22 protein-coding genes are annotated in these 23017 nt (G+C 71.2%); 13 read left to right on the forward strand and 9 right to left on the reverse strand.

Going from position 1 to position 23017, the window contains the following annotated elements:
* Nucleotides 1-11: 11 nt before the first annotated feature.
* The 3 genes from M4V62_RS36600 to M4V62_RS36610 are packed head-to-tail and all read left to right on the forward strand — an operon-like array spanning nt 12 to nt 4151.
* Entirely contained in the window at nt 12-1688 is a 1677-nt protein-coding gene (locus tag M4V62_RS36600; RefSeq protein WP_249591472.1) for an acyl-CoA dehydrogenase family protein, read from the forward strand.
* Nucleotides 1678-2922: a CaiB/BaiF CoA transferase family protein gene (locus M4V62_RS36605; RefSeq protein WP_249591473.1), complete on the forward strand. Its 1245-nt coding sequence runs from the start codon at nt 1678-1680 to the stop codon at nt 2920-2922. Before M4V62_RS36600 ends, M4V62_RS36605 begins: the two co-directional genes overlap by 11 nt.
* A 47-nt stretch (nt 2923-2969) precedes the next feature.
* The gene (locus tag M4V62_RS36610; RefSeq protein ID WP_249591474.1) at nt 2970-4151 is read left to right on the forward strand and encodes an acyl-CoA dehydrogenase family protein; all 1182 of its coding nucleotides are present in this window, start codon (nt 2970-2972) and stop codon (nt 4149-4151) included.
* 16 nt (nt 4152-4167) lie between these two features.
* Here the strand turns inward: M4V62_RS36610 and M4V62_RS36615 are convergent, their stop codons facing one another.
* Nucleotides 4168-5415, reverse strand: a complete 1248-nt coding sequence (locus tag M4V62_RS36615; protein ID WP_249591475.1) for an amidohydrolase — start codon at nt 5413-5415, stop codon at nt 4168-4170.
* 160 nt (nt 5416-5575) lie between these two features.
* On the opposite strand from M4V62_RS36615, the gene M4V62_RS36620 reads away from it, so the two are divergent.
* Nucleotides 5576-6022, forward strand: a complete 447-nt coding sequence (locus tag M4V62_RS36620) for an SRPBCC family protein (protein WP_249591476.1) — start codon at nt 5576-5578, stop codon at nt 6020-6022.
* 42 nt (nt 6023-6064) lie between these two features.
* Here the strand turns inward: M4V62_RS36620 and M4V62_RS36625 are convergent, their stop codons facing one another.
* Entirely contained in the window at nt 6065-7525 is a 1461-nt protein-coding gene (locus M4V62_RS36625; protein WP_249591477.1) for an MFS transporter, read from the reverse strand.
* An 84-nt stretch (nt 7526-7609) separates the two neighbouring features.
* On the opposite strand from M4V62_RS36625, the gene M4V62_RS36630 reads away from it, so the two are divergent.
* Nucleotides 7610-8374 carry an AraC family transcriptional regulator gene (locus tag M4V62_RS36630; protein ID WP_249591478.1) on the forward strand — a complete coding sequence of 255 codons (765 nt, stop codon included), beginning with the start codon at nt 7610-7612 and terminating at the stop codon, nt 8372-8374.
* Between the two features lie 17 nt (nt 8375-8391).
* Here M4V62_RS36630 and M4V62_RS36635 read toward each other — a convergent pair whose 3' ends face one another.
* Nucleotides 8392-9252, reverse strand: coding sequence for a helix-turn-helix domain-containing protein (locus M4V62_RS36635; RefSeq protein WP_249591479.1), 861 nt, complete (start codon nt 9250-9252; stop codon nt 8392-8394).
* A 203-nt stretch (nt 9253-9455) separates the two neighbouring features.
* Here M4V62_RS36635 and M4V62_RS36640 point away from each other — a divergent pair, with 203 nt between their 5' ends.
* Both M4V62_RS36640 and M4V62_RS36645 read left to right on the forward strand, forming a co-directional pair.
* Nucleotides 9456-10301, forward strand: a complete 846-nt coding sequence (locus tag M4V62_RS36640; protein WP_249591480.1) for an SDR family oxidoreductase — start codon at nt 9456-9458, stop codon at nt 10299-10301.
* A gap of 72 nt (nt 10302-10373) precedes the next feature.
* Nucleotides 10374-10787, forward strand: coding sequence for a (R)-mandelonitrile lyase (locus M4V62_RS36645; protein WP_249591481.1), 414 nt, complete (start codon nt 10374-10376; stop codon nt 10785-10787).
* Nucleotides 10788-10837: 50 nt separating this feature from the next.
* On the opposite strand, the gene M4V62_RS36650 is transcribed toward M4V62_RS36645, so the two are convergent.
* Nucleotides 10838-11650, reverse strand: coding sequence for an amidohydrolase family protein (locus tag M4V62_RS36650; RefSeq protein ID WP_249591482.1), 813 nt, complete (start codon nt 11648-11650; stop codon nt 10838-10840).
* A gap of 217 nt (nt 11651-11867) precedes the next feature.
* On the opposite strand from M4V62_RS36650, the gene M4V62_RS36655 reads away from it, so the two are divergent.
* The gene (locus M4V62_RS36655) at nt 11868-12179 is read left to right on the forward strand and encodes a hypothetical protein (RefSeq protein WP_249591483.1); all 312 of its coding nucleotides are present in this window, start codon (nt 11868-11870) and stop codon (nt 12177-12179) included.
* A 226-nt stretch (nt 12180-12405) separates the two neighbouring features.
* Here M4V62_RS36655 and M4V62_RS36660 read toward each other — a convergent pair whose 3' ends face one another.
* Both M4V62_RS36660 and M4V62_RS36665 read right to left on the reverse strand, forming a co-directional pair.
* Nucleotides 12406-12978, reverse strand: a complete 573-nt coding sequence (locus tag M4V62_RS36660) for a dihydrofolate reductase family protein (protein WP_249591484.1) — start codon at nt 12976-12978, stop codon at nt 12406-12408.
* 466 nt (nt 12979-13444) lie between these two features.
* Nucleotides 13445-15154, reverse strand: coding sequence for an immunity 49 family protein (locus tag M4V62_RS36665; protein WP_249591485.1), 1710 nt, complete (start codon nt 15152-15154; stop codon nt 13445-13447).
* A 176-nt stretch (nt 15155-15330) separates the two neighbouring features.
* Here M4V62_RS36665 and M4V62_RS36670 point away from each other — a divergent pair, with 176 nt between their 5' ends.
* Entirely contained in the window at nt 15331-16521 is a 1191-nt protein-coding gene (locus tag M4V62_RS36670; RefSeq protein WP_425575235.1) for a hypothetical protein, read from the forward strand.
* Between the two features lie 28 nt (nt 16522-16549).
* On the opposite strand, the gene rox is transcribed toward M4V62_RS36670, so the two are convergent.
* Nucleotides 16550-18010: a rifampin monooxygenase gene (gene rox, locus M4V62_RS36675; RefSeq protein ID WP_249591486.1), complete on the reverse strand. Its 1461-nt coding sequence runs from the start codon at nt 18008-18010 to the stop codon at nt 16550-16552.
* A 124-nt stretch (nt 18011-18134) separates the two neighbouring features.
* Entirely contained in the window at nt 18135-18413 is a 279-nt protein-coding gene (locus M4V62_RS36680) for a hypothetical protein (protein WP_249591487.1), read from the reverse strand.
* Nucleotides 18414-18429: 16 nt separating this feature from the next.
* Between M4V62_RS36680 and M4V62_RS36685 the strand changes: the two genes are divergently transcribed.
* On the forward strand, nt 18430-19596 hold the full coding sequence (locus tag M4V62_RS36685) for an acyl-CoA dehydrogenase family protein (protein ID WP_249591488.1): 1167 nt from the start codon (nt 18430-18432) through the stop codon (nt 19594-19596).
* A 12-nt stretch (nt 19597-19608) separates the two neighbouring features.
* Here the strand turns inward: M4V62_RS36685 and M4V62_RS36690 are convergent, their stop codons facing one another.
* Nucleotides 19609-19956, reverse strand: coding sequence for a VOC family protein (locus M4V62_RS36690; protein WP_249591489.1), 348 nt, complete (start codon nt 19954-19956; stop codon nt 19609-19611).
* 145 nt (nt 19957-20101) lie between these two features.
* On the opposite strand from M4V62_RS36690, the gene M4V62_RS36695 reads away from it, so the two are divergent.
* The 3 genes from M4V62_RS36695 to M4V62_RS36705 all read left to right on the forward strand — a co-directional run bounded on the left by M4V62_RS36695 (nt 20102) and on the right by M4V62_RS36705 (nt 22949).
* Nucleotides 20102-20650: a tellurite resistance TerB family protein gene (locus M4V62_RS36695; protein WP_249593164.1), complete on the forward strand. Its 549-nt coding sequence runs from the start codon at nt 20102-20104 to the stop codon at nt 20648-20650.
* Between the two features lie 161 nt (nt 20651-20811).
* Nucleotides 20812-21942, forward strand: coding sequence for an LLM class flavin-dependent oxidoreductase (locus M4V62_RS36700; RefSeq protein ID WP_249591490.1), 1131 nt, complete (start codon nt 20812-20814; stop codon nt 21940-21942).
* Nucleotides 21939-22949 (forward strand): alpha/beta hydrolase, encoded by a 1011-nt coding sequence (locus tag M4V62_RS36705; protein WP_249591491.1) that lies wholly within the window; start codon nt 21939-21941, stop codon nt 22947-22949. Before M4V62_RS36700 ends, M4V62_RS36705 begins: the two co-directional genes overlap by 4 nt.
* Nucleotides 22950-23017: the final 68 nt, after the last annotated feature.

The raw sequence follows: 23017 nt of genomic DNA on the forward strand, positions 1-23017 counted from the left end.
TGGAGCCACCTGTGTCCTCGCCGTCTCCCGTGAACTTCGCCGACCGCGATCCCGCCCTGCGCCCCCTGCTCGACCGCCTCCTGCCCGCCGACGACCGCGCCCGCGTCGAGCCCCTGCTCACGGAACTCGGCGAGCTGGCGGCGGGCGACCTCGACCGGCAGGCCGCCCTCGCCGACGCCCATCCGCCGCGCCTGATCCCGTACGCCCCGGACGGCACCCGTGTCGACGCGATCGAGTACCACCCGGCCCACGACCGCGCCGCCGCCCTCGCCTACGAATGCTTCGGCCTCGCCGCCATGTCCCACCGTCCCGGCGTCCACGGCTGGCCCACCAAGATCCCGCACACGATCAAGTACGCCCTCTCCTACCTCTACGTACAGTCCGAGTTCGGCATGGCCTGCCCGCTGTCGATGACCGACTCGGCCGCCCGCATCCTGCGCCTGTTCGACCCCGAGCGGTACGCGGCCGAGATCGCCGCGCTCTCCTCGACGGATCCCGGACTCCGGGCCACTGGCGCGATGTTCATGACGGAACAGCAGGGCGGAACCGATGTCGGCCTGACGCGGACCCTCGCCACCGACCGGGGCACGCACTGGACGCTCACCGGCAAGAAGTGGTTCGCGTCCAACCCCGCCGCCGACGTGATCCTCACCCTGGCCCGCGTCCCCGGACAGGGGGAGGGCACCCGGGGTCTCGGCATGTTCCTCGTCCCGCGCCTTCGCCCCGACGGCACCCGCAACGCCATCCGCATCGACCGCCTCAAGGACAAGCTCGGCTCGCGGTCCATCGCCAGCGGCGAGGTGACGCTGGAGGAGGCCTACGCGACCCCGGTCGGTCAACTCACCCACGGATTCCGGCAGATGGCCGAGATGCTGAACGTCTCCCGCCTGTCCAACGCCATGCGCGCCACGGCCCTGATGCGGCGCGCCGTCCGCGAGTCCGTCGACCACACCCGCACCCGTCACGTCTTCGGCAAGCCCCTCTTCGACCAGCCCCTGATGCGCGCCACGCTCCTGCCGCTGATCCTCGACACGGAGGCCGCACTCGGCCTCGTCCTGGAGGCGGCGGCCCGGCTCACGGCCGCCGACGACGGGGACGAGCGGGCCAAGGCACTGGTCCGCGTCCTCACGCCGCTGGCCAAGCACACCCTGTGCAAGCGCGCCCGCACCGTCACCGGCGAGGCCATGGAGATCCGAGGCGGCAACGGCTACATCGAGGACTGGGTCAACCCGCGGCTCGTGCGCGACGCCCACCTCGGATCCATCTGGGAGGGCTCATCTAACGTCATCGCGCTCGACGTGCTGCGCTGCATGCGCCGCTTCGGCTCCCACCGCATCCTCGCCGACACCTACGGGGACCGCGATCCGGTGCGTGGCCGCTGGGAGCTCATGCGCAAGCAGGGTGACGCCATTCTCGAACTCCCGGAAGAGGAACAGGAGATGGGCGTCGGTCGGTACGCCGACCGGCTCACGCGCGCCGTCATGGCGACGCTCCTGTACGACCAGGCCGACCACGAGGAGCGGACGACAGGCAACGGCCGCGCCCTCCTGGTCGCCCACACCTACGCGGCGCTCCTCGACGACCCGGACGCCCTGCCCCGCACCGCCCTGGACCACCTGGCCGAGCTGGCCGAGGGTGGGCAGGTCCCGCTCGCCACGGCCAAGGAGGCCGCCGCACATGCCCGCTGAGTCCCGCCCCGCATCCCCTGAGACCCGTCCCACGCCCGCTGAGGCCGCCCGCCCCGCATCCCCGCTGGCCGGAATGAAGGTCGTGGACCTCTCCAAGATCCTCGCCGGTCCCTACGTCACCATGTCCCTCGCCGACCTGGGCGCGGACGTCATCAAGGTCGAGCACCCCGAGGGCGGCGACCCGACCCGCGCCTGGGGCCCGCCCTTCAACGGCCCGGAGGCCACCTACTACTTGGCGGCCAACCGCAACAAGCGCTCGGTGACCCTGGACCTCAAGTCCCCCGAGGGTCAGGAGGCGGTCCACCGGATGCTCGCCGACGCGGACGTCATGGTGGAGAACTTCCGCCCCGGCAGCTCCCTCGCCGACGCCTTCGACTACCGCACCCTCAGCGAGCGCTACCCGCGCCTCGTCCTGCTCCACATCTCGGCGTTCGGCGACACGGGACCGCTGCGCGACGAGCCCGGATACGACATGGTCGCCCAGGCGAGCGCGGGCCTGATGTCCCTCACCGGTGAACCCGACGGACCGCCCGTCAAGGCCGGTTACGCGATGGGCGACCTCGGCGCCGCCCTCTTCGGGCTCATCGGCGTCACCTCGGCCCTCGTCGAGCGCGAACGCACCGGACGCGGCCAGTACGTCACGACCTCCCTGTACGAGTCCCAACTCGCCCTGCACATCAACTGGGCCACCGGCTATTTCGCCACCGGGGAACGGCCCACCCGTCTTGGCTCCGGGCATCCGAGCCTCGTCCCGTACCAGGCCTACCCGGCCTCCGACGGGCACTTCGTGATCGCCGTGGGCAGCGACGGCCTCTTCTGCCGCCTGAGCGAGTCACTCGGCCACCCGGAGTGGGCCGACGACCCGCGCTTCGCCACCAACCGCGATCGCGTCACCCACCGCAGGGCCCTCAACGCCAAGCTGGAGGCGGTCCTGGCCGACGAGACGGTGGCCCACTGGTGCGCCCTGCTCAAGCCGCGCGGTGTGCCCGTCGCGCCCATCCGCACCCTCGACGAGGTCTACGACTGCCCGCAGACCGAGGCGCTCGGCATGGTCCAGAAGGTCGACCACCCGGACGTGGGCCCGCTCCAGCAGGTCGCCTTCCCCGTCAGCTTCCGCGGCGAGCGCCCCGCCGTACGCACCGCCCCGCCCACCCTCGGCCTGCACAGCAGGGACGTACTCGCCGAACTCGGCTACGACGAAGCGGACATGGACCGTCTGCTCGGCCACCCGTAGCACCCGAAGCACCCCCAGCACTCGAAGAACCCGCAAGGAGCCTGACCATGCCGTTCCCCGCCCTCGACGCCGTCGACCCGCTGAACCTGGAGGCGCTCCTCACCGACGAGGAACGCGCCGTGCGCGACACGGTCCGCCAGTACCTCGACGCCGAGGTCGAGCCGCACATCGCCGGCTGGTTCGAGTCCGGCGAGCTGCCCGGCCTGCCCGAACTCGCCCGGGAATTCGGCAAGATGGGCCTGCTCGGCATGCATCTGGAGGGCTATGGGTGTGCCGGGATGTCGGCGCGCGCCTACGGCATCGCCTGCCGCGAGCTGGAGGCGACCGACTCCGGTCTGCGCTCCTTCGTCTCCGTGCAGGGGTCGTTGGCGATGTTCGCCCTCCACCGCTTCGGCTCCGACGAGCAGAAGCAGGAGTGGCTGCCGCGCATGGCCGAAGGCTCGGCCATCGGCTGCTTCGGCCTGACCGAGCCCGACCACGGCTCCGACCCGTCCTCCATGACCACCCGCGCCCGGAGTGATGGCGACGGCTGGATCCTCGACGGCCGCAAGATGTGGATCACGAACGGTTCGGTGGCGGCCGTCGCCGTCGTCTGGGCGCGGACGCAGGACGGCGTACGCGGCTTCGTCGTGCCCACCGACACCCCCGGATTCTCCGCGCCGGTCATCAAGCACAAGATGTCGCTGCGCGCGTCCGTCACCAGTGAACTCGTCCTGGACGGCGTCCGGTTGCCCGCATCCGCACTGCTCCCCGGGGCGAGCGGTATCGGCGCCCCGCTCACCTGCCTGAACGAGGCGCGCTACGGCATCGTCTGGGGCGTCACGGGCGCCGCACGCTCGGCCTGGCGGTCGGCGCGCGACTACGCCCTGCAGCGCGAGCAGTTCGGCAGGCCGATCGCGGGCTTCCAGCTGACGCAGCAGAAGCTGGTGGACATGGCCCTCGAACTGCACAAGGCGACGCTGACCGCCCTGCACCTGTCCGCCCTCAAGGACTCACCGGCCGGGGTCCACCCGGCACAGATCAGCTTCGGCAAACTGAACAACGTACGCGAGGCCATCGAGATCTGCCGCACCGCGCGCACGATCCTCGGCGCCAACGGCATCTCGCTGGAGTACCCGGTGATCCGGCACGCCAACAACCTCGAGTCGGTGCTGACCTACGAGGGCACGAGTGAGATGCACACGCTAGCCCTCGGCCAGGCGCTCACCGGCCACGCGGCCTTCCGCTGACCGCCGGGCCCAGGTCTCAGGCGGCCAGCTTGTGCAGCGCGGCGCCCACCAGCGTCCGCACGCCCGGCAACAGGACCGAGAGGTCCGGGGCGAACAGCGGGCTGTGGTTGGCCGGCACCGCGGTGATCTTCTGGCTGAGCTCCTGGCCCGCGGCCGCCTGCCAGGCGTCCTTCGGGGTCGAGGGCACGAACCAGAAGTCGTAGGGCACCCCGGTGGGCACGAGGAGGGAGAAGTCCTCGCTGCCCATCGCGGGCCCGAAGTCGATCACGCTGCCCGCACCGAACAGTTCGCGGTGCAGGGCCGCGATCTCCGCGTCGAGGTCCGCGTCGTTCACGGTGGCCGGGAAGCTCGCGCCGATGCTCACCTCGGGCGGCGCGGGGCACCCGGCGGCCTGGCACTCTCCTTCGACGATGCGGCGGACGGCGGACAGGACCCGCTCGCGCACGTTCACGTCCTGCGTACGGAGATTGAGCCCGAGCCGCGCCTCCGACGGGATGATGTTGGGCCGCTGACCCGCGTGGAACTGCCCCGTGGTGAGCACCACCGCATCCGATGCGGCCACCTCACGGGACACGACGGTCTGGAGCCGGGTGACGATGTAGGCGGCCGTCACCACCGGGTCGACGGTGGCCTCGGGCCGTGAACCGTGGCCACCGACGCCGGGCACCACGATGTGCAGGTCGTCGGCGGCCGACATGATCAGCCCCGGCGTATGGGCGACGAGCCCCGCGGGACCGGGGGCGACATGCTGGCCGAAGACGGCGTCGGGCCGGGGGAAGCGTTCGTGCAGCCCGTCGGCGACCATCGCCCGAGCCCCGCCGCCCGCCTCCTCGGCGGGCTGCCCGATCACCACGAGCGTGCCCGACCAGGTCTCCCGGGCGGCCGCGAGCGCCTCGGCCGCGAACGTCAGCCAGGTGACGTGCATGTCGTGGCCGCAGGCGTGCATCACGCCGTCGACGGTGGAGGCGTACGCGAGGCCCGTGGTCTCCGTGACGGGCAGCGCGTCCATGTCGCCGCGCAGCCACACCACGGGCCCGTCACCGTTGTGCAGGACGCCCACGACGCCCGTCCCGCCCACACCGGTGGTCACCGCGAACCCGGCACTCCGCAACCGTTCGGCGAGGAGGCCGGCCGTGCGGTGCTCCTGGAACGAGAGCTCGGGGTGGCGGTGCAGGTCCTGGTACAGATCCTCGAGGTCACGCGTCTTCAACCCTGAGGTCACGTCCAGGGCCAGGCTCGCTGCGGTGGTGGCTGCCGGGGGCATGCGACTCCTTGCGTCCGAGGCGGGTGAGGCGTTCGGTGAGGCATTCACCCTCGCACAGGGCGTGCCGCCCGGCAGCTGCCCGGCAGGGCCGTCTCGGAAGGTGCCTCGGGTGACAAAGTGCAAAAATCGTGCCAGAACCTCCAGGAGGAGCGTGGTCAGTGTGTCCCGGAACCGCCGCCTGATCCTGGCCTCGCCGGGCGAGGTCTGGAGCCTGCTGTCCGACGGCCACCGGTACGGGGAGTGGGTGACGGGAACCCAGGAGGTCCTCGCCGCGGACCCGCACTGGCCGGCGGTGGGCGCCCGCCTCCAGGTACGGGTCGGCGTCGGCCCGCTGGTCCTCGACGACACCTGCGTCGTGCGCATCAGCGAACCGGAGAGCCGCCTGGAGCTGGAGGCGAAGGCGGGTCCCTTCGGAGCGGCCCGCATCGCCATGCGTCTGATCCCCTGGGGCGAGCACACTCTCGTCATCCTGGACTGGCATCCGCTGCGGGGGCCGGGCACCCGGATGCACGGACTGCCCGTGGACTACGTGGTCGCGGTCCGCAACGGCATGATGCTGACGAAGCTGGCCCGGATCGCGGTGGGGGAGCACGGCAGGATCGTCTGACCGGCGGGGCCGGGCCGGGAGGCCCGACCGCCGCGGGAGCCGTCACCCGCGGCCCCTCCCCAGGAGTGCGGCGATGAACCCGGCGCCGATGGCGAGCAGGACGGCCGCGACGGTGAGCGCCAGTGAGTAGCCCTCCGTCGCGGCGTGCAGAGGTCCTGCCGAGTCGGCCACGGCGTCGCTGCGGCGCGCGGCCAGCGTGACCAGGACGGACAACCCCACGGCGCCGCCGACCTGTTGGACGGAGCTGACGACGGCCGAGCCGAGGCCGGCGTTCTCCTCGGTGGTGCCCGTGACCGCCGCGATGGTCAGGGCGGGCAGGCTCAGGCCGCACCCCACGCTCGTGACGAGCATGCCGGGCAGTACGCCCGTAGCGTAGCCGTCGCCCGGAGCCGCACCGGAGAGCAGAAGCAGCCCGGCCGAGGTGATCAGGAAGGAGATGACGAGGGCCGGCCGCGTCCCGAGCCTGATCACCGCCCGGGACGAGAGCCACATGCCGGAGAGGATCCCGGCACCGAAGGGCAGGTAGACGAGGCCTGCCTTGAGCGGGCCGTAACCGAGCACGGTCTGCAGATGGATCATCAGGAGGAAGGCCATCGCGTACATGGCGGCGGAGAACAGCAGGGTCGCGCCGTTGGCGACGGCGCGGGTGCGGGAGGCCAGGAACGCCGGCGGCACCAGCGGTTCGGCCACGCGGGCCTCGGTCACGAGGAACGAGACGGCCAGGACGGCGGCGAGGAGCAGCGGCCCGGCGACGGCCGCGTCGTCCCACCCCGATTCCCCGGCCTGGAGCAGACCGTAGACCAGGGACAGGACGGCGCCGGTGCCGAGGACCGCACCGGGTACGTCCAGGCGTGTCCGGCGGGTGGCCCGGCTCTCCGCGACCAGGCGCGGGAGCAGCACCAGGGCCAGGGCGACCACCGGCAGGTTGATCAGGAAGATCCAGCGCCAGGAGGTCAGGCCGGTCAGCACACCGGAGACGACCAGGCCCGTCGAGCCGCCCAGAGCGGCGATCCCGCCCCAGATGCCGAAGGCCTTGGCGCGCTCCTCGGTTCCGGTGAACAGGAGGGTGATCAGTGACAGCGCGGCCGGGCTCGCCATGGCCGATCCGGCGCCCTGGACGAACCGCCCCGCGACGAGCTGCCAGGGCTCCTGCGCGACTCCGCAGGCCAGGCTCGCGGCACCGAAGAGGGCCACGCCGACGAGGAAGACGCGTCGGCGGCCAAGCAGGTCGGCGGCCCGGCCGGACAGCAACAGCAGCCCGCCGAAGGCGAGGAAGTACGCGTTGACGACCCAGGCGAGGCCCGCGGAGCCGAACCCGAGTTCGTCCCGGATGCTCGGCAGCGCGACACTCACCACGTTGTCGTCCAGGACGAGCATGAACTGCACGAGGCACAGCACGATCAGCGCCGGTCCGCGGCGTCCCGCGCCGGTCGGCGCGGGGCGTTGGTCCTCACGCGGGCGATGGAGGCTGCGTACGTGACGGGGCGGGCGACTTGGCGGCATGGAACGACGCTATGGACAGGCTCTGATGGCCACAATCCGCTATGGGGCCACACCATGTCGTGTTGAGGACATACGCTGAAGGGCATGACCGAGCCCGAATTCGGCGCCGCCCCGACGGGGGCGGGGGCTATCGTCGTGGGGAACTTCCCCCTGTCGGCGGGGCAGTGGATCTCCCCGCACAGCCACCCGCAGCACCAGTTGGCCTGGACACGGCGCGGCGTGCTCGGTATCGCCGTCGACGACACCCACTGGGTCCTGCCGCCCACCAGGGCGCTGTGGATCCCCGCCGGTGTCGTCCACCGCACCGGCGCCACCCGCGACGCGGTGCTGCGCAGCCTCTACCTCGAACCGGACCGGTGCGCCCTGAACTGGGCGGAGCCCACGCCGGTCGGCGTGGACGGTCTCCTTGCCCATCTGATCGACCACCTCAACCGGCAGGACCTCGCCGACGAGGCGCGGTTGCGGGCCGAGGCGGTCGTGCTGGATCTGCTGCACCCGTTGCCGACCCTGCCCATCGACGTGCCGTATCCCGTCGATGAGCGCGTACGCGCCGTGGCCGACGCGCTGCTCGCCGATCCCGCCGACCCGCGGGGTCTCGAGGCGCACGCACGGGTCGTCGGAGTCAGCCGGCGCACCCTGACGCGGCTCTTCGTGCGCGACACGGGCATGAGCTTCGACCGCTGGCGCACCCACGTGCGACTGCGGGCCGCACTGCCCCTGCTCGCCGAGGGCCAACCTGTCTCCCGGGTCGCGCACGCCGTGGGATACGCGACGGCGAGCGCGTTCCTCGCGGCGTTCCGCCGGACGGTCGGCACATCCCCGAAGCGCTACCTCGACGGAGACGCGTAGGGGCCTCGCGCTGCCCGTCAGCCGGGTCGGCGCACGTCCGTGGGGTCGGCCGCCAGGGAGGCCAGGATGCGCAGGCCGTCGTAGGACGGTGTGCCGGGTTCGGCGGTCCACACGACGAGCTGCTGGTCGGCGTCGGTGCTCGCGGTCAGCGTGTCCCAGTCCAGGGTCAGCTCGCCGACCAGGGGATGCCGCAGCTTCTTCGTGCCCACGCTCAGGGCGGAGACCTCGTGGCTCGCCCACCAGGTGCGGAAGTCCTCGTCGCGTACGGAGAGTTCACCGACCAGCGACACAAGGCGCGGGTCCTGCGGATATTTCCCCGCTTCCCTCCGCAGCTGCGCCACAGCGGTGCGGGCGACCGTCTCCCAGTCCGGATACAGCTTCCGGAGGGCGGGGTCCGTGAACATCAGCCGGACGTAATTGCGTTCCTTCTCCGGCACCTCGGCGAAATCGGTGACCAGGGCCGCGCCGAGTGCGTTCCAGGCGAGCACGTCCATGCGCCGTCCAAGGACGATCGCGGGAGTGGCGGTCAGATCCAGCAGGCGCCGCAGCTGCGGCTGGACCTTCTGCCGCGCCATCGTGCGCGGACGTGCGCCGGACTTGCCGGCCAGGTCGAGGAGGTAGTCCCGCTGGTCGTCCTCCAGTTGCAGCACCCGCACCAACGTCTGTAGCACATGGACCGACGGCTGCATGCGTCCCTGCTCAAGGCGGGTGTAGTAGTCCGTGCTGATGGACGCGAGCTGCGCGACCTCTTCGCGGCGCAGACCCGACACGCGGCGACGCGTGCCGCTGTCGGGCAGGCCGACGGTCCGGGGGCTGAGCTCGCTCCGCCGGGCCTTGAGGAACTCGCCCAGCTCCTTGAGATGCGCGCTGCTGGTCATGTTCTCCAGTCTCCCACCGGCCCCGCCGATCGTGGGGAGGAGCAATTACTCCCAGGATGTTCTCCTCCCGGGAAAGAATTCTCCTCTTTCCGCACCCGGTGGCCTGTGTGAACGTGAAGAAGAAGCCGCGGAGAAAGGTCACCGGACATCCCGGTGAATTCCCTTTGTCCAGCCTCCCCCCCCCCCCTCTGGAGCACACCCCCATGAGCAAGGTCTTCTTCATCACCGGCGCGGGCCGCGGCCTGGGCACCGACATCGCCCGCCAGGCCCTGGCCGCCGGACACCGGGTCGTCGCCACGGGACGCAGGCCCGCCCAGGTCCGCGAAGCTATCGGCGGCGAGCACGACAACCTGCTCGTGACCGCGCTCGACATCACCGACCCCGAGCAGGCCCGGCAGGCCGCGCGGCGGGCCGTGGAGACGTTCGGCCGGATCGACGTCCTGGTCAACAACGCCGCGAACTTCTACGCCGGCTACTTCGAGGAGATCTCCGACGCGCAGATGCGCCACCAGATCGAGACGAACCTGTTCGGCCCGATGAACGTCACGCGCGCCGTCCTGCCCGTCATGCGCGCCCAGCGCGACGGCCACGTCATCACCCTCTCCTCCATCGCGGGCCTGGTCGGCCAGGAGTTCTGCGTGGCCTACGCCGCCGCCAAGTTCGGCGTCGAGGGCTGGATGGAGTCCCTGCGCTTCGACGTCGAGCCGTTCGGGATCCGCACCACCGTCGTCGAACCGGGCTTCTTCCGCACCGAGCTGCTCGTGGACGCCTCCACCACCTGGGCGGAGCTGTCCATCGACGACTACGCCGAGCGCACCGCCGCCACCAGGAAGGTGTGGGAGTCCATGAACGGTCAGCAGTCCGGTGACCCCGCCAAGCTGGCCGACGCCCTCCTGAAGGTCGCCGCTCTGGAGCAGCCGCCGCTGCGGTTCGTCGCCGGTGCCGATGCCATCCCCACCGCCGAGGCCAAGGGCGAGGAACTGATCGCGCAGGCCCGCGCCTCCCGCGCGCTCGGCGCGGACCTGGCCCACGACGAAGCGGCGGCCTGACCCCCGACGACGTGGCGGCCTGACCTCCGCCACCTACGCCCACCTGCTCCCACCTACGCAAGGAACGACCGCATGGAACTCCTCAAGCAGCAGCCCACTGTGAAGGCCCCCGCGGACTGGTTCACCGGCGACGTCTGGTTCGACGTCATCTGCGCCGGACAAGAGCCCTCCCGCCTGCGCATGAACATGGTCCGGTTCGCCCCCGGCGCCCGTACCGACTGGCACCACCACGCCGTCGGCCAGACCCTGCACGTCGTCGAAGGCGTCGCCCTCATCGGCACCCGCGACGGCACCGTCATCGAGGCTCACCCCGGGGAGACGGTCACCTGCCCGCCCGGCGAGGAGCACTGGCACGGGGCCACCCCCGACCGCTTCATGCAGCACCTGGCCCTGTGGGAGGGCACCACCGACGGCAGCCCGGAGACCACTTGGCTGGAGAAGGTCACCGACGCCACATACGAGGGGCCGCGCACCAACACCCGCTGACCAGCCCCCTGGAACCGGTCCAGGACCGGTCCAGGACTGGTCAGGACCGGTCAGAGCGCGAAGACCCGCCGCGCGTTGCCGGCCAGGAACAGCTCGGTGGTCTCCTCGTCGAGCTCCAGCTCAGCAAGGTGCTCCAGTGCCCTGCCCGGGGTGATCATGGGGTAGTTCGAGCCGAACAGGACCTTCCCGCGGCCCCGGCCGCGCAGGTAGTCGACCAGTTCGCGCGGGTAGCGGCGGGTGGTGTAGGCGCTGGTGTCGATGAAGACGCCCGCGTGCTTGTCGGCCACCGCGATCATCTCCGTGGTCCACGGGTAGCCGATGTGCCCGCACACGATGGTCAGTTCGGGGAAGTCGAGCGCGACCTGGTCGATGTACGGGATGGGCCGCCCGGTCTCGGACGGACGCAGCGGACCGGTGTGCCCGACCTGGGTGCAGAACGGAACCCCGAGCTCGACGCAGGCGGCGTACAACGGGTAGTACAGCCGGTCGGTGGGCGGGAGTTGCCACAGCCAGGGCACGATCCGCAGGGCCACGAAGCCGAGTTCCTCCACCGCCCGGCGAAGCTCCCGCACGGCCCGGACCGGCCGGGTGAGGTCCACGCCCGCGACCCCGCGCAGCCGCCCCTCGGACCGGGCGACGAAATCGGCCACTTCGTCGTTGCTGATCAGCGGTCCCTGCGGCCCGTACCAGGCCGCTGAAAGGCCGGTCTCGACATCGGCGGCGGCCATCGCGGCCACGGTGGCCCCGACCGGCAACGGCTCCTCCAGCGACTCAAGTCCCGTCCACCGACGCAACGACTCGAACATCTCGTGGTTGGAGTGGCGGAGCGTGGGGTGCTGCATCCACGCGTCGATGACCGGCACGGGCTCCCTGCCTCTCACTGCACTGCACCGCGGACGATAGCCGCAACGCCCCACAAGCGGCCACCCTCACGGCAGGTGGCGCCTGGCCCGCCCAAGAGGTGCTCCGCTGATTTCTAGCCGATGCCGTTCCGTAGTAGTGCAGGGTCCACGCGTAGTACAGGCCCTCCATCAGGAACACCCCGCCGAGCATCGCCGCCCCGATGATCGGTGGAACGTCGTGGCGAGGGCTTCGGCGAGTTCCCTGGCCAATCGGGAGAGCAAGGACGGGACGTACGACTTCAAGGGCCTCGCCCGGATCATTCCCACCAACGAGGAACAGGCGCGTGCGCTTGCCGCCTTCAACGGCAGCCGCAAGGACCGCCAGACCGTCCTGGTCCGCGACACCCGCCCCGCCCCCTACGTCCGCTCGCTCGCCCGCGCCTTCCACGGGCTGCCGGAGGACGGACCGGCAGGCCCTGACGCCTCGCCAAGGAGGCCTGCGCGGAGCGGAGGTTCACCGTGGTCTCCGGCTCGGGCAAGCCCCGCATGACTCGAGGCGATCCGCGGCGCGAAGCCCACCGGCGAGGCGGCACCCTCCGCCGAACAGGTCGGCAACCGCTGGGCCACGATGCAGTCGAAGAACCGCGTGAACGGCACCAGCGGCCGGGCACGCTGGACTTCGTGGACCTGGCCCGGCCGGCCGGCAAGCCGCAGCCGGAGGACTGTGTCGTGCGGGCCGGCTAGCGGACGGGGCGGCCGAGGGCGGTGGCGTCGCGTCAGCGGACGACGTCGAAGACGTTCTTCTGCAGGCCGTTGGCGTACGCCTCGTGCTCGACCAGCCGCAGCTTCTGGGTGTCCTTGTCCGTATCGCTGAACAGCCGCTTGCCCGCGCCGAGCAGCAGCGGGAAGACGAGCAGGTGGTAGCGGTCGATCAGGCCGGCGTCGGAGAGGCTGCGGTTCAGGGCGGCGCTGCCGTGCATGATGATCGGTCCTCCCTCGGTCTTCTTCAGCGCGGCCACCTCGTCCAGGGAGCGCAGGATCGTGGTCTCGCCCCAGCCCGACACCAGATCGCCCTCGGTGAGGCTGGTGGAGACGACGTACTTGGGCATCACCTTGTAGTCGGCGAACTCCGCCATGCCGGGCCAGACCGGGCTGAACGCCTCGTAGCTGACCCGGCCGAGCATCAGCGCCGTGGCTTCCTCCTGCTCCTTCCCCTTGATCTCGTACGCCTCGGGGAGGAACTCGATGTCCTTGAAGGTCCAGCCGGAGTTCCGGTAGCCGGGCTCGCCGCCCGGGGCCTCCACGACGCCGTCGAGCGAGACGAAGGCGGTGCTGATCAACGTACGCATCTCAAGATCTCCTGGGAGTCGATTCTCGTCGCCGCTTCAGCTGCGCGGTCACGGCGGTACTGATTCGCGATTACGGAGGTACTGACTGCGGTGCACGCGAGAACTCATCGGTGGCGGTCAGGAGGTCGGAAAGGCGTTGTCCGCTCCTGCCCGCTCGTTCTACTCTGGCGCGGAGGCCTGCCCCCAGCCCCTGGAACGGCCCGACCACACCGCTCACGCTCCGGCGCCGGGCGGACAGCACATCGGTGACGCAGGCCGCCGGTTCCGTCCTTCCTTGCAGCGGACGCACGGACACCGGCACGTCCCGCCGGTTGGTGCATCTGGGGCCACTCCCGCGGCTCCCGGCCATCAGCCGGTGCGGACACCTGCTCCGGGGACAGGGGGAGCCTGCCCTCAGGAGCGCCGCGGCCGCCGCCGCCCGATTCGGCGGCGGCCGCAGGCTCCGGCAGCACTCCGCGAGCTCTTCCTACAGCGGCTGTGCGGCGTGCAGAAGGCGCGCGGGGAGGTACGGGGACGAGACGTGGATGTTCCAGCCCCGGCGACGCGCGTGGCAGGTCAGGGCCAGGATGTTGAGGTTGATCGCGGCGTTGGGGTCCTCCGCGCGGTCCGCCACGCGGTAGTGGTCGCGGTGTGCTTCGAGGGCGTCGATGAGCGCGAGGTTGAAGCTCTCCTCGTCGCCCTCGACGAGCTGGGACAGGAGGACGGACGGCGGCGGGAAGAAACCCCACCGGATGCAGTTCTCCCGGTCGGCCACGGCCCGCTCGGCGGCCTCCTCTGGGTGCGTGCCGCGCAGGTAGGCGTGCAGGGCCTGGTAGTACGACGCGTAGGCGGACCCGTCGGCGAGCAGCGCCGGATCGATCAGGACCAGGGGAGCGAGGTGTTCGCGCGTCCCCGTGATCAGCGCGAAATCGACGGCGGTCAGCCAGCGCCAGGGCCCGGTGTGGTGCGGGTCGCGGCGGGCCTCGCCGTGCGCGGCGAGGAAGGCCTCGGCCCCGAGGCGGGAGGCGAGGGCGAGGTTGGCGAGCTGCTCGTCGGTGACGTCGGACGTCAGCGTGGAGCGGAAGCGGAACAGCGACTCCTGGTCGCTCATCGCGTCCGACCAGTCCGCGGCGGAGACCGGCTCCTCGCGGTCCGGCGCGAGCACCTCATCGGTGTCCCGCTGGAACAGCGCCACGATTTCGTCGGTGAGCGGCCGGGGATGTTCCGGCCGGGCGAACTCGACCGGCCCGGCGGCGAGTTGAGCCCCCGCGTCCGGGCGGCGGTCGCGTCCGAAGGCACCCACCCGCGGGCCCGGCGTCTCGAACCCCGTGACCAGCGCGTGCGGCAGGTAGTCCGTCTCGACCGGCACCTGCCACCCCTCGCGGCGGTAGGCGAGCGCGGCCAGCGTCAGGGGGAGCAGCGGCAGCAGGGTGTCGGGCTGGGTGCTGCGGGCGGAGACACTGCTGTGCCGGGTCAGCAGGGTGGTCAGCGCGGCGGCGAACTCCTCCTGGGCATGGGCGGCCAGGGCCCGCAGGCCACGGAGCGCCGTGGACTCGGGCTTGTCGATGAGCCCGGCGTCGAGTTCGCGGTCCAGGTCCTTGATCCGGGCGAGCGCGGCGTCGAGCGCGGCCAGCTTCTCCTCCTTCGAGGGCGGATAGCTCGCGTCGTCGTCCCCGGTGTCCCCGATGACGTACGCCATCAGTCCGTTGATGAGCTCGACGGCCGGGCGTCCCGCCGCGCCCTGCTGAGGCGTCTCACGGGCGAAGTGGAAGGCTTCCCCGTGCCATTCGGCCCGTCCGGCCAGGACGGCCAGGCAGAACGCGTCGATCCATTCGTACGCGGAGACGGTCTCGCGCTCGCCGTCGGATCCGGCGTCGTAGCCCATCCCGAAGTTCACGTAGTCCAGGGAGACCTGGAAGGAAGCGACCGGGTAGTACGCCGCGTACGCGACCTTGCCGACAGCTGCCTCGGACGCGTCGCGCAGAGCGGCCTTCGCCTCGGGGGTGTGCAGGTCCGGGGTCTCCACGGAGAGCGCGCCGAGGTAGCTGACGAACTCCTCGGCGAGCAGCCCCCAGTCGTACCCGGTGATGGGGCCCGCCTTCGACATCGAGCGGACCCGGCGGCCGATCTGGTTGGTGAAGTCCTCGCGCGCCGCCAGGACGGCGGCCTCGTCGATGTGATGGCGTTCTATGCGCACGGCCCTGCTCCCCCGTAGGTAACTCGTGGGCGCAGCCTAAAGCGTGTCGCACGAGGCCGTGAACTGGGAGGATGCTGTGGCTGCCCCGACACGGACACCCTGCCGTCGAGCGGGCGCTCGGAGTGAACCGTCTTCCCGCTGCCACTCCCGAGGTGAGCAGCGGATACGGTGCTCTGGTGACTGATGGGGAGGGGACAGCGCCCGGGACCGCGCTGCTGATCGCGGCGGCGCCGGTCGGCAAGGCCCGCATGGTGGACGCGGCTTCCGTGCTGCCCGTCCTCGCGGCGGTGTCGCCCGCGGTGCTCGCGGGGACCGCGACCGCGAGTGTCGTGGAGCTCGCGGACCCGCTCGATCCGCAGACCGTGCTCACCCGGCTGCGGGCGGCGGCGATGGCGCCGGGGCCTTTGACGGTGTACCTGGTCGGGCAGTTGCATCTCGACCGCCGCCAGCAACTGCAGCACGTGGCCCTGGCGCGGACCACGGCGGCGACGGTGCGCTACACCGGCTTCCCCTGGCACTGGATCGCCCAGGAACTGCGGCTGCGCCCGCCGGGTGGCACGACCGTCATCGCCGATCTGCACGCCGACATGGACAGTTGGCAGCAGTTGGCCCAGCGCCCCCTGGACGTGGGGACGGGTGTGGCCCTGTACGGGCGGATCGCTCCCTCGCCCGGTCGCCGTGCCGTCGCGGTGCCCTCGTACATGAAGGCGCTGGCGACGGTCCTGCGCAGCGGACACCGGCCGCCGCTGCCCGACCTGCATCAACACGTCGTCGCCCAGGCGCTGGAGGAGGGCGCGACCGACATCGTGCTGGCCGCCGACCCCGCTGCCGCCCCGCTCGCGAACGGCCTCGCGGACCTACGGAACCGGGTGCCCGTGCCCGCCCAGCAGCAGGGCCCCGCCCTCGGCGCACCGCCTTCGCAGGCCCCGGTGACCGCCGGTGCGGATCCGCATGCGGCGATCACCAAGGCCGTGGAGGCGGGACGGCACGGCGAGGCCGCGGCCATGGCGGCGGCATGGGAGCAGGAGGCGCTGCGGACGTACGGGCCGTCCTCACCCGAGGTGGTGCACTGGATGGAGGTCCGCGGGCATCTGGCGATCTTCGCCAAGGACCCGGGCCGCAGCTGCCGGATCTGGCTCGACGTGGTCTCCGCCAGACTCACGGCGGGACAAGCCCCCGACGGCCCCGACGTCGAGGCCGCCGCGGACCTGGCCCACCATCAGTGGGAGCAGGTCCGCGACCCGGACACCGTGCGCGAACTCGGCCCGGCGCTGGTCGCGTTGCGGCGCCGCGTGCCGGGCCGCCAGCGGGGCACGGTCAACCTCGTACAGCAGCGACTCGTGCAGTTCCACACGCAGGTCGGCTGAGGCCCGGCCACGCCCATGGCCACCGCGCTCACGCCGCGGACGGCGACGGCCCGGTGCCCGAGTCGTCGCGGCTCGGTGCGCCGAACCACTTCGGCAGCCGGTCGGACAGGTCCTGCTGATCGTCACCGACCCACGCCACGTGGCCGTCCGGCCGCAACAGGACGGCGGGCGCGTCCAGTTCCTCGCTGACGTCGACGACGTGATCGATCCGGTCCGCCCACCCGGCGACCGAGAGACGGCCGGTCCGGTCGAGCAGCACTCCGCGCCCTTCGTGCAACAGCTCGTACAGGCGCCCCTGCTTCAGCTCCACGTCCCTCATCCGCCGGCCGAGCAGCTCGTGGCCCTCGCCGAAGTCGTAGCTGACGTCGACCGCGGTGATCATCCCGGTCACGTACCGGTTCACCTCCTCGAAGTCCATCAGCTTCGCGAACAGTTCCCGCAGCGCGGTCGGACCCGCATCGGTCCCAAGGAGCGTGATCTGCGCGCGGGTGTTGTCCAGGACGCGGGCGCCCACCGGGTGCCGTTCGGTCTGGTAGGTGTCGAGAAGGTCATCCGGAGCCCAGCCGTTGACCGCGGCGGCCAGCTTCCAGCCGAGGTTGAAGGCGTCCTGCACACCGAGGTTGAGCCCCTGCCCGCCGGTCGGCGGGTGGATGTGCGCCGCGTCGCCGGCCAGGAACACCCGGCCGACCCGGTAGCGCTCGGCCTGCCGGGTTGCGTCGCCGAACCGGGAGAGCCAGCGCGGCGAGTGCGCGCCGAAGTCGGTGCCCGCGACCGCCCGCAGCTGCTGCCTGAACTCCTCGATGGTCGGGGCGGCGCGGTCCTCGGACACGCCGTCGGCGGGCACCACGACGCGGTACGTGCCGTCCGCGCCAGGTCCGGCGCCGAACCGCAGCTGGGTCTTGCGGACCTCATCGACGACGGCGGCAATCGTCTCCGCGTCCTCGGTCAACTCCATGTCGCCGAGGAGTGTTTCGACCGTGGCGGGCTCGCCGGGGAAATCGACCCCGAGCAGTTTGCGCACGGCGCTGCGGCCACCGTCGCACCCGACGAGGTAGCGCGAGCGCAAGGCAGTGCCGTCCGCCAACTCGACGGTCACGCCGTGCTCGTCCTGGCTCAGTCCGCGGACCTCGCAGCCGCGCCTGATCTCGGCGCCGAGTTCGAGCGCACGCTCGTTGAGCAGCTGCTCGGTGAGCGGCTGCGGGGTGGCGACACCGAACGGGTGCGCCGTGTCGAGACGGTCGGGCCAGGGCTTCATGATGCCGCCGAAGAGACCGCCGACCTGGAACTTCTCACTGACCGCGAGGAACCGGTCGAGCAGTCCGCGCTGGTCCATCACCTCGACGCTGCGCGCGTGCAGGCCCTGCCCGCGCGACTCCCCGGTCGGCTCGGTCAACTTCTCCAGGACGACGGTGTGCACCCCCTGCAGACGCAGCTCGCTCGCCAGCATCAAGCCGGTCGGTCCGCCACCGACGACGATGACATCAATCATGAAGACCCCCCATGGTTTCTTGCCTTGAGGCGCTGATTCTGCGGCATGACCTGGGCCTTGCCGCAAGGCCCCCCGTGAGCTATACCTTGAGAGTGGCAAGGAGGATGTCTTCGTCCTGCCCGCATCAAGAGCCGTCGAGCACCTGCCGCGCGCGGTCGAGCACCGGCTTGTCGACCATCTGCCCCTCGACGGTGGTGACCGATTCACCGGCTTCGAGTACGGCACGGGCCCACCGCAGTTCCCGCTCCGACGGGGTGAATCCGTCGGCGACAGCGGAGACTTGGGCCGGGTGAACGCAGAGCTTTCCCGTGAAGCCCGAGGAGTTCCCGGCCCACCCCGTGCTCGGCGGGCGGGACCGCCGGCGCGACGTACGGATCCCCGGGGGAGCACACCTGTCACTCAACGAGGAGCGTCCCAGCATGAGCACTCTCGACATCCTGTCCGAGGACGAGCAGTTCGTCGTCAGCACGGTGCGGGACTTCGTCGACACGGAGGTGAAGCCGGTCGTCCAGGAACTGGAGCACTCCGACACCTACCCCGAAGCCCTGATCGAGCAGATGAAGCGGCTCGGCATCTTCGGCCTCGCCGTCCCCGAGGAATTCGGCGGCACACCGGTCTCCATGCCCTGCTACGTCCTCGTCACCGAGGAGCTCTCCCGCGGCTGGATGAGCCTGGCCGGTGCGATGGGCGGCCACACCGTGGTCGCGAAGCTGCTGCTCCACTTCGGCACGGAGGAACAGAAGCGCCGCTACCTGCCGAAGCTGGCCACCGGTGAGATCCGGGCGACCATGGCGCTGACCGAGCCGGGCGGCGGCTCGGACCTCCAGGCGATGCGAACCTCCGCCCGCAGGGCCACGGACGGGTACGTGGTGAACGGGTCGAAGACGTGGATCACCAACTCCCGCCGGTCCGGGCTCATCGCCCTGATGTGCAAGACCGACCCGGCCGCGAGCCCCGCCCACAAGGGCATCTCGATCCTCCTGGTCGAGCACGGCCCCGGCCTGACGGTCTCGCGCGACCTGCCCAAGCTCGGCTACAAGGGCGTGGAGAGCTGCGAGCTGTCGTTCGACGACTACCGGGCGCCGTCCGACGCCGTCCTGGGCGGGGCCGAGGGCAGGGGCTTCGCGCAGATGATGAAGGGCCTGGAGACCGGACGGCTCCAGGTCGCGGCGCGGGCGCTCGGGGTCGGCAGGGCCGCGTTCGAGGACTCCCTCGCCTACGCCCAGGAGCGCGAGACCTTCGGCGAGCCGATCTGGAAGCACCAGTCGATCGGCAACCACCTGGCCGACATGGCCACATCACTGACCGCGGCCCGCCAGCTCACCCTGTACGCGGCCAAGGAGGCCGAGGCGGGCCGCCGCGTGGACATGGAGGCAGGCATGGCCAAGCTCTTCGCCTCCGAGACCGCCATGACGATCGCCCTCAACGCCATGCGGATCCACGGTGGATACGGCTACTCCACCGAGTTCGACGTGGAGCGCTACTTCCGCGACGCCCCGCTGATGATCGTCGGCGAAGGCACGAACGAGATCCAGCGGGGCGTCATCGCGAGCCAGTTGGTCAAGCGCGGAGGCCTCGACGCGTGAACGGCACCGCGGTCACCGGTGGCCCAGCACATTGACCACCTTTCCGTTGGGGTCGCGCACGAAGAACCGGCGCACTCCCCACTCCTCGTCCTGCAAGGGGTGCACGATCTCCGCGCCACTCGCGCGCACCGCCGCGTAGGCCGCGTCCACGTCGTCCACCTCCACACTCATGTCGGGCACGACGGGCGCGGTCGCGTCGTGGGTCATGAAGGTGACCTGTGCCGTGGGGTTGGAGGGAGAGCCGAGCGTCATGACCCACCCGAGGTTCATGACCTCCTCGAACCCCAGGAGGCCGTAGAACTCCCGGCTCTCCTCCATGGCCTCTGATCTGACGTCGGGCATGGCCCGGCGGATGGACATGCGTGACTCCTCTCGGCAGGTGCAGTGCCGGCACCCTACGTGTGTGCGGGGAGTCGCCGGAGGAACTTCGAAGGCCGGGGAGGCGTTGGCAGGAGGACGCGTGGAACGTGCGCGTACGAGCGAACTGGTAGCAGAGGTGGCACGGATGGCGATGTGGGACCGGATCAAGGACCAGGCCAAGGGGATGCAGCAGTCCCAGGGGGCGCGCGGCTCCGGTGGTCAGGGACGGTCGGGGTCAGGGTCCGGAGGGGGGTCGAAGGCCCAGCTCGTGGGCGTGCTCAAGTCCCAGCTCGCCACCCTCAAGACGGAGCTCAAGAGCGGCGCGTACCGCGACGCCAGCATGGCCATGTGCGCCCTGGTCGCGGCCGCCGACGGATCGGTCGACCCGGCCGAGCGGCAGCACGTGGAGTCGCTGATCCTGCAGAACGACGTCCTGAAGAACTTCCCGCCCGAGCAGCTGCAGCAGCGGTTCAACAAGCACGTCGACCAGCTGACGTTCAACTTCCAGCAGGGTAAGACCGAGGCCATGCAGGAGATCGCCAAGGCGGCGAAGAAGCCGATGGAGGCCAAGGCGGTCGTGCAGACCGGGTTCGTCGTCGCCGGCGCCGACGGGTACATCGCCCCGGCCGAGGAGCAGGTCCTGCGGGAGGCCTGCGCGGCGCTCGGCGTCTCGCCGCAGGAGTTCGGCCTCTGATCACGGAGTGCACTGCGTGCAGCTGGGGCCCGCACCGGAAGGTGCGGGCCCCAGCTGTTTGCGCGCGGCCCTTGCGACTTCAGCATATGACGACTAGTCATATGGCTGATCGAAACAAGTGCGGCGGTCAGGCCGCAGCGGGTCAACTCCCTGGAGGGCACGTGAAGTTCTCCGTCATATTCGAAGCGCAGCTCGCCGACCCCACCGTCGAGCGCGAGCATCAACTCATCCATGACAGCGTCGAACAGGCCGTCCTCGCCGAGCGGATGGGCTTCGACCGCATCTGGGCGGTCGAGCACCACTCCCTCAAGTGGTACGCCCACATGAGCGCCCCGGAGATCTTCCTGACCTGGGTCGCCGCCCGCACCAGCACCATCCGCATCGGGCACGGCGTGGTCTGCATGCCGTTCCACTTCAACCACCCGGCGCGGGTCGCCGAGCGGGCCGCCATGCTCGATCTGCTCTCCGGCGGACGGCTCGACCTCGGTGCGGGGCGTGGCGGAACGCTCCAGGAGACCTCGCTCTGCGGCGTCGACAAGGAACGTACGACGCAAGAGGTCGAGGAAGCGCTGCAGATCATCGGGAAGGCCTGGGAGAGCGAGGAGCTGGAGCATCATGGCGCGCTGCTCGACATCGATCCGCACCCCATCCTGCCCCGGCCGAAGCAGACCCCGCACCCGCCGCTCTTCCTCGCGTGCAGCAGGACCGAGACCCTGACGCAGGCCGCCGAACTCGGCATCGGGGCCCTGGTCATGGGCTTCGCGGGGCCCGAGTCGATCGCCGGGATGCGCGCGGCGTACGACTCCGCGATCGCGGGCCGCGGCGACGAGCGTTTCGTGTCCAGCGTCGTCAACGACCACTTCTCCGTGCTCTGCCCGACCATCGTGCTCGACGACGGGGACGCGGCCCGGCGCGTGGGCATCCGCGGACAGCGGTTCTTCGCACAGTCCATCGGGCACTGGTACGGCGGGGCGGGCATCCCCGATGAGGCCGTGGTCGAGGGAGCCGACGAGGCGGCCGCGATGCGCGAGGCCGCCGAGCAGGTCGTCGCGCGGCTGAACGAGCACGACATCCCGGTGCGGCCCACCTCCACGGCCACCTTCAACGCCGATCACGCCTATGGCACCGCCGACGACGCCATCGCGTACGTGGAGCGGCTTCGCGACGCGGGCGCCGACGAGATCATGTGCCTCATCCAGATGGGCACCGTCCCGCAGGAGGCCTGCATGGAGACCCTGCGGCAGTGGGGCGAGAAGGTCATCCCGTACTTCCGGGCCCAGGAGGCGGGGTGACGACGGCCCCGACCGCGGGCGGCGATCGCCTCGCCCCGGGCGCGCGCCCCCTCGTCGACGCGCTGAGCGCCGCGTTCCCCGACCTCGGCGGTGCCGTCACCGACGCGGCCGAGGCCCGGCGCATCCTGGCCGCGACGCCTCCTTCGGGCAAGGCCGCACCGCACGTGGGGACGGTCGAGGACCGGAGCATTCCCGGTCCCGCCGGGGCTCCCGACCTGCCCGTGCGCGTCTACCGCCCCGAGGGGGCGAGCCGGCCGCGCCCCACCGTCGTCTTCTTCCACGGCGGCGGCTACACCCTCTGCGACCTCGACACCCACGACGCCACGGCCCGCACCCTGTGCGCCGAGTCCGGCGCCGTCGTCGTCTCCGTCGCCTACCGCCTCGCCCCCGAGCACCGCTTCCCCGCGGCCACCGAGGACGCGTACGCGGCCCTGTGCTGGGCCGCGGCCAAGACGCGGGCGGGTGCGCTCGGCGGGGATCCGGGCGCCGTAGTGACGGCGGGGGACAGCAGCGGGGGCGGCCTCGCCACCGTCGCGGCCCTCATGGCGCGGGATCGGGGCGGGCCCGCCGTGGCGCTCCAGGTGCTGATCTACCCGGTGCTCGACGCGGGACAGGGCAGCGGCTCGTATACGTCGAACGCGACCGGCTACTTCCTCACGGCCGCGCACATGCGGTGGTTCTGGGAGCAGTACCTCGGGCCGGACGGCGACGGCACGCACCCCTACGCCTCGCCCCTGGGCGCGGACCTCGCCGCGCTGCCGCCCGCGCACATCGTCACCGCGGGCTGCGACCCGCTCTGCGACGAGGGCGGGGCCTACGCGGTCAGGCTGCGTCTGGCGGGGGTGCCGGTGACGCAGGGGCACTACCCCGGGATGTTCCACGGCTTCCTGGGCTTCACGCGGCTCCTGGAGGATGCGCGGGCCGCGGTGGCAGATGTGGCAGAAGCGGTTGCCTCAGCGGTGTACGACAGGAAAAACAGCGGTGATGTTGGGGGTACCACAGGATAATTTCCCGAGCCTCCTCTTGTGGTGGAGAGCCTCGCACGCATACGGTGTTCTAACGCGAGGTTCTCCCG

Source organism: Streptomyces durmitorensis (genome assembly GCF_023498005.1).
In the GTDB taxonomy this organism is placed as follows: domain Bacteria; phylum Actinomycetota; class Actinomycetes; order Streptomycetales; family Streptomycetaceae; genus Streptomyces; species Streptomyces durmitorensis.

Coding starts and splice junctions, on each gene's coding strand:
- M4V62_RS36645 (WP_249591481.1), top strand. CDS start 10,374: ATGGAACTCCTCAAGCAGCAGCCCACTGTGAAGGCCCCCGCGGACTGG.
- M4V62_RS36695 (WP_249593164.1), top strand. CDS start 20,102: ATGGCGATGTGGGACCGGATCAAGGACCAGGCCAAGGGGATGCAGCAG.
- M4V62_RS36605 (WP_249591473.1), top strand. CDS start 1,678: ATGCCCGCTGAGTCCCGCCCCGCATCCCCTGAGACCCGTCCCACGCCC.
- M4V62_RS36630 (WP_249591478.1), top strand. CDS start 7,610: ATGACCGAGCCCGAATTCGGCGCCGCCCCGACGGGGGCGGGGGCTATC.
- M4V62_RS36615 (WP_249591475.1), bottom strand. CDS start 5,415: ATGCCCCCGGCAGCCACCACCGCAGCGAGCCTGGCCCTGGACGTGACC.
- M4V62_RS36685 (WP_249591488.1), top strand. CDS start 18,430: ATGAGCACTCTCGACATCCTGTCCGAGGACGAGCAGTTCGTCGTCAGC.
- M4V62_RS36640 (WP_249591480.1), top strand. CDS start 9,456: ATGAGCAAGGTCTTCTTCATCACCGGCGCGGGCCGCGGCCTGGGCACC.
- M4V62_RS36660 (WP_249591484.1), bottom strand. CDS start 12,978: ATGCGTACGTTGATCAGCACCGCCTTCGTCTCGCTCGACGGCGTCGTG.
- M4V62_RS36625 (WP_249591477.1), bottom strand. CDS start 7,525: ATGCCGCCAAGTCGCCCGCCCCGTCACGTACGCAGCCTCCATCGCCCG.
- M4V62_RS36610 (WP_249591474.1), top strand. CDS start 2,970: ATGCCGTTCCCCGCCCTCGACGCCGTCGACCCGCTGAACCTGGAGGCG.
- M4V62_RS36635 (WP_249591479.1), bottom strand. CDS start 9,252: ATGACCAGCAGCGCGCATCTCAAGGAGCTGGGCGAGTTCCTCAAGGCC.
- rox (WP_249591486.1), bottom strand. CDS start 18,010: ATGATTGATGTCATCGTCGTCGGTGGCGGACCGACCGGCTTGATGCTG.
- M4V62_RS36690 (WP_249591489.1), bottom strand. CDS start 19,956: ATGTCCATCCGCCGGGCCATGCCCGACGTCAGATCAGAGGCCATGGAG.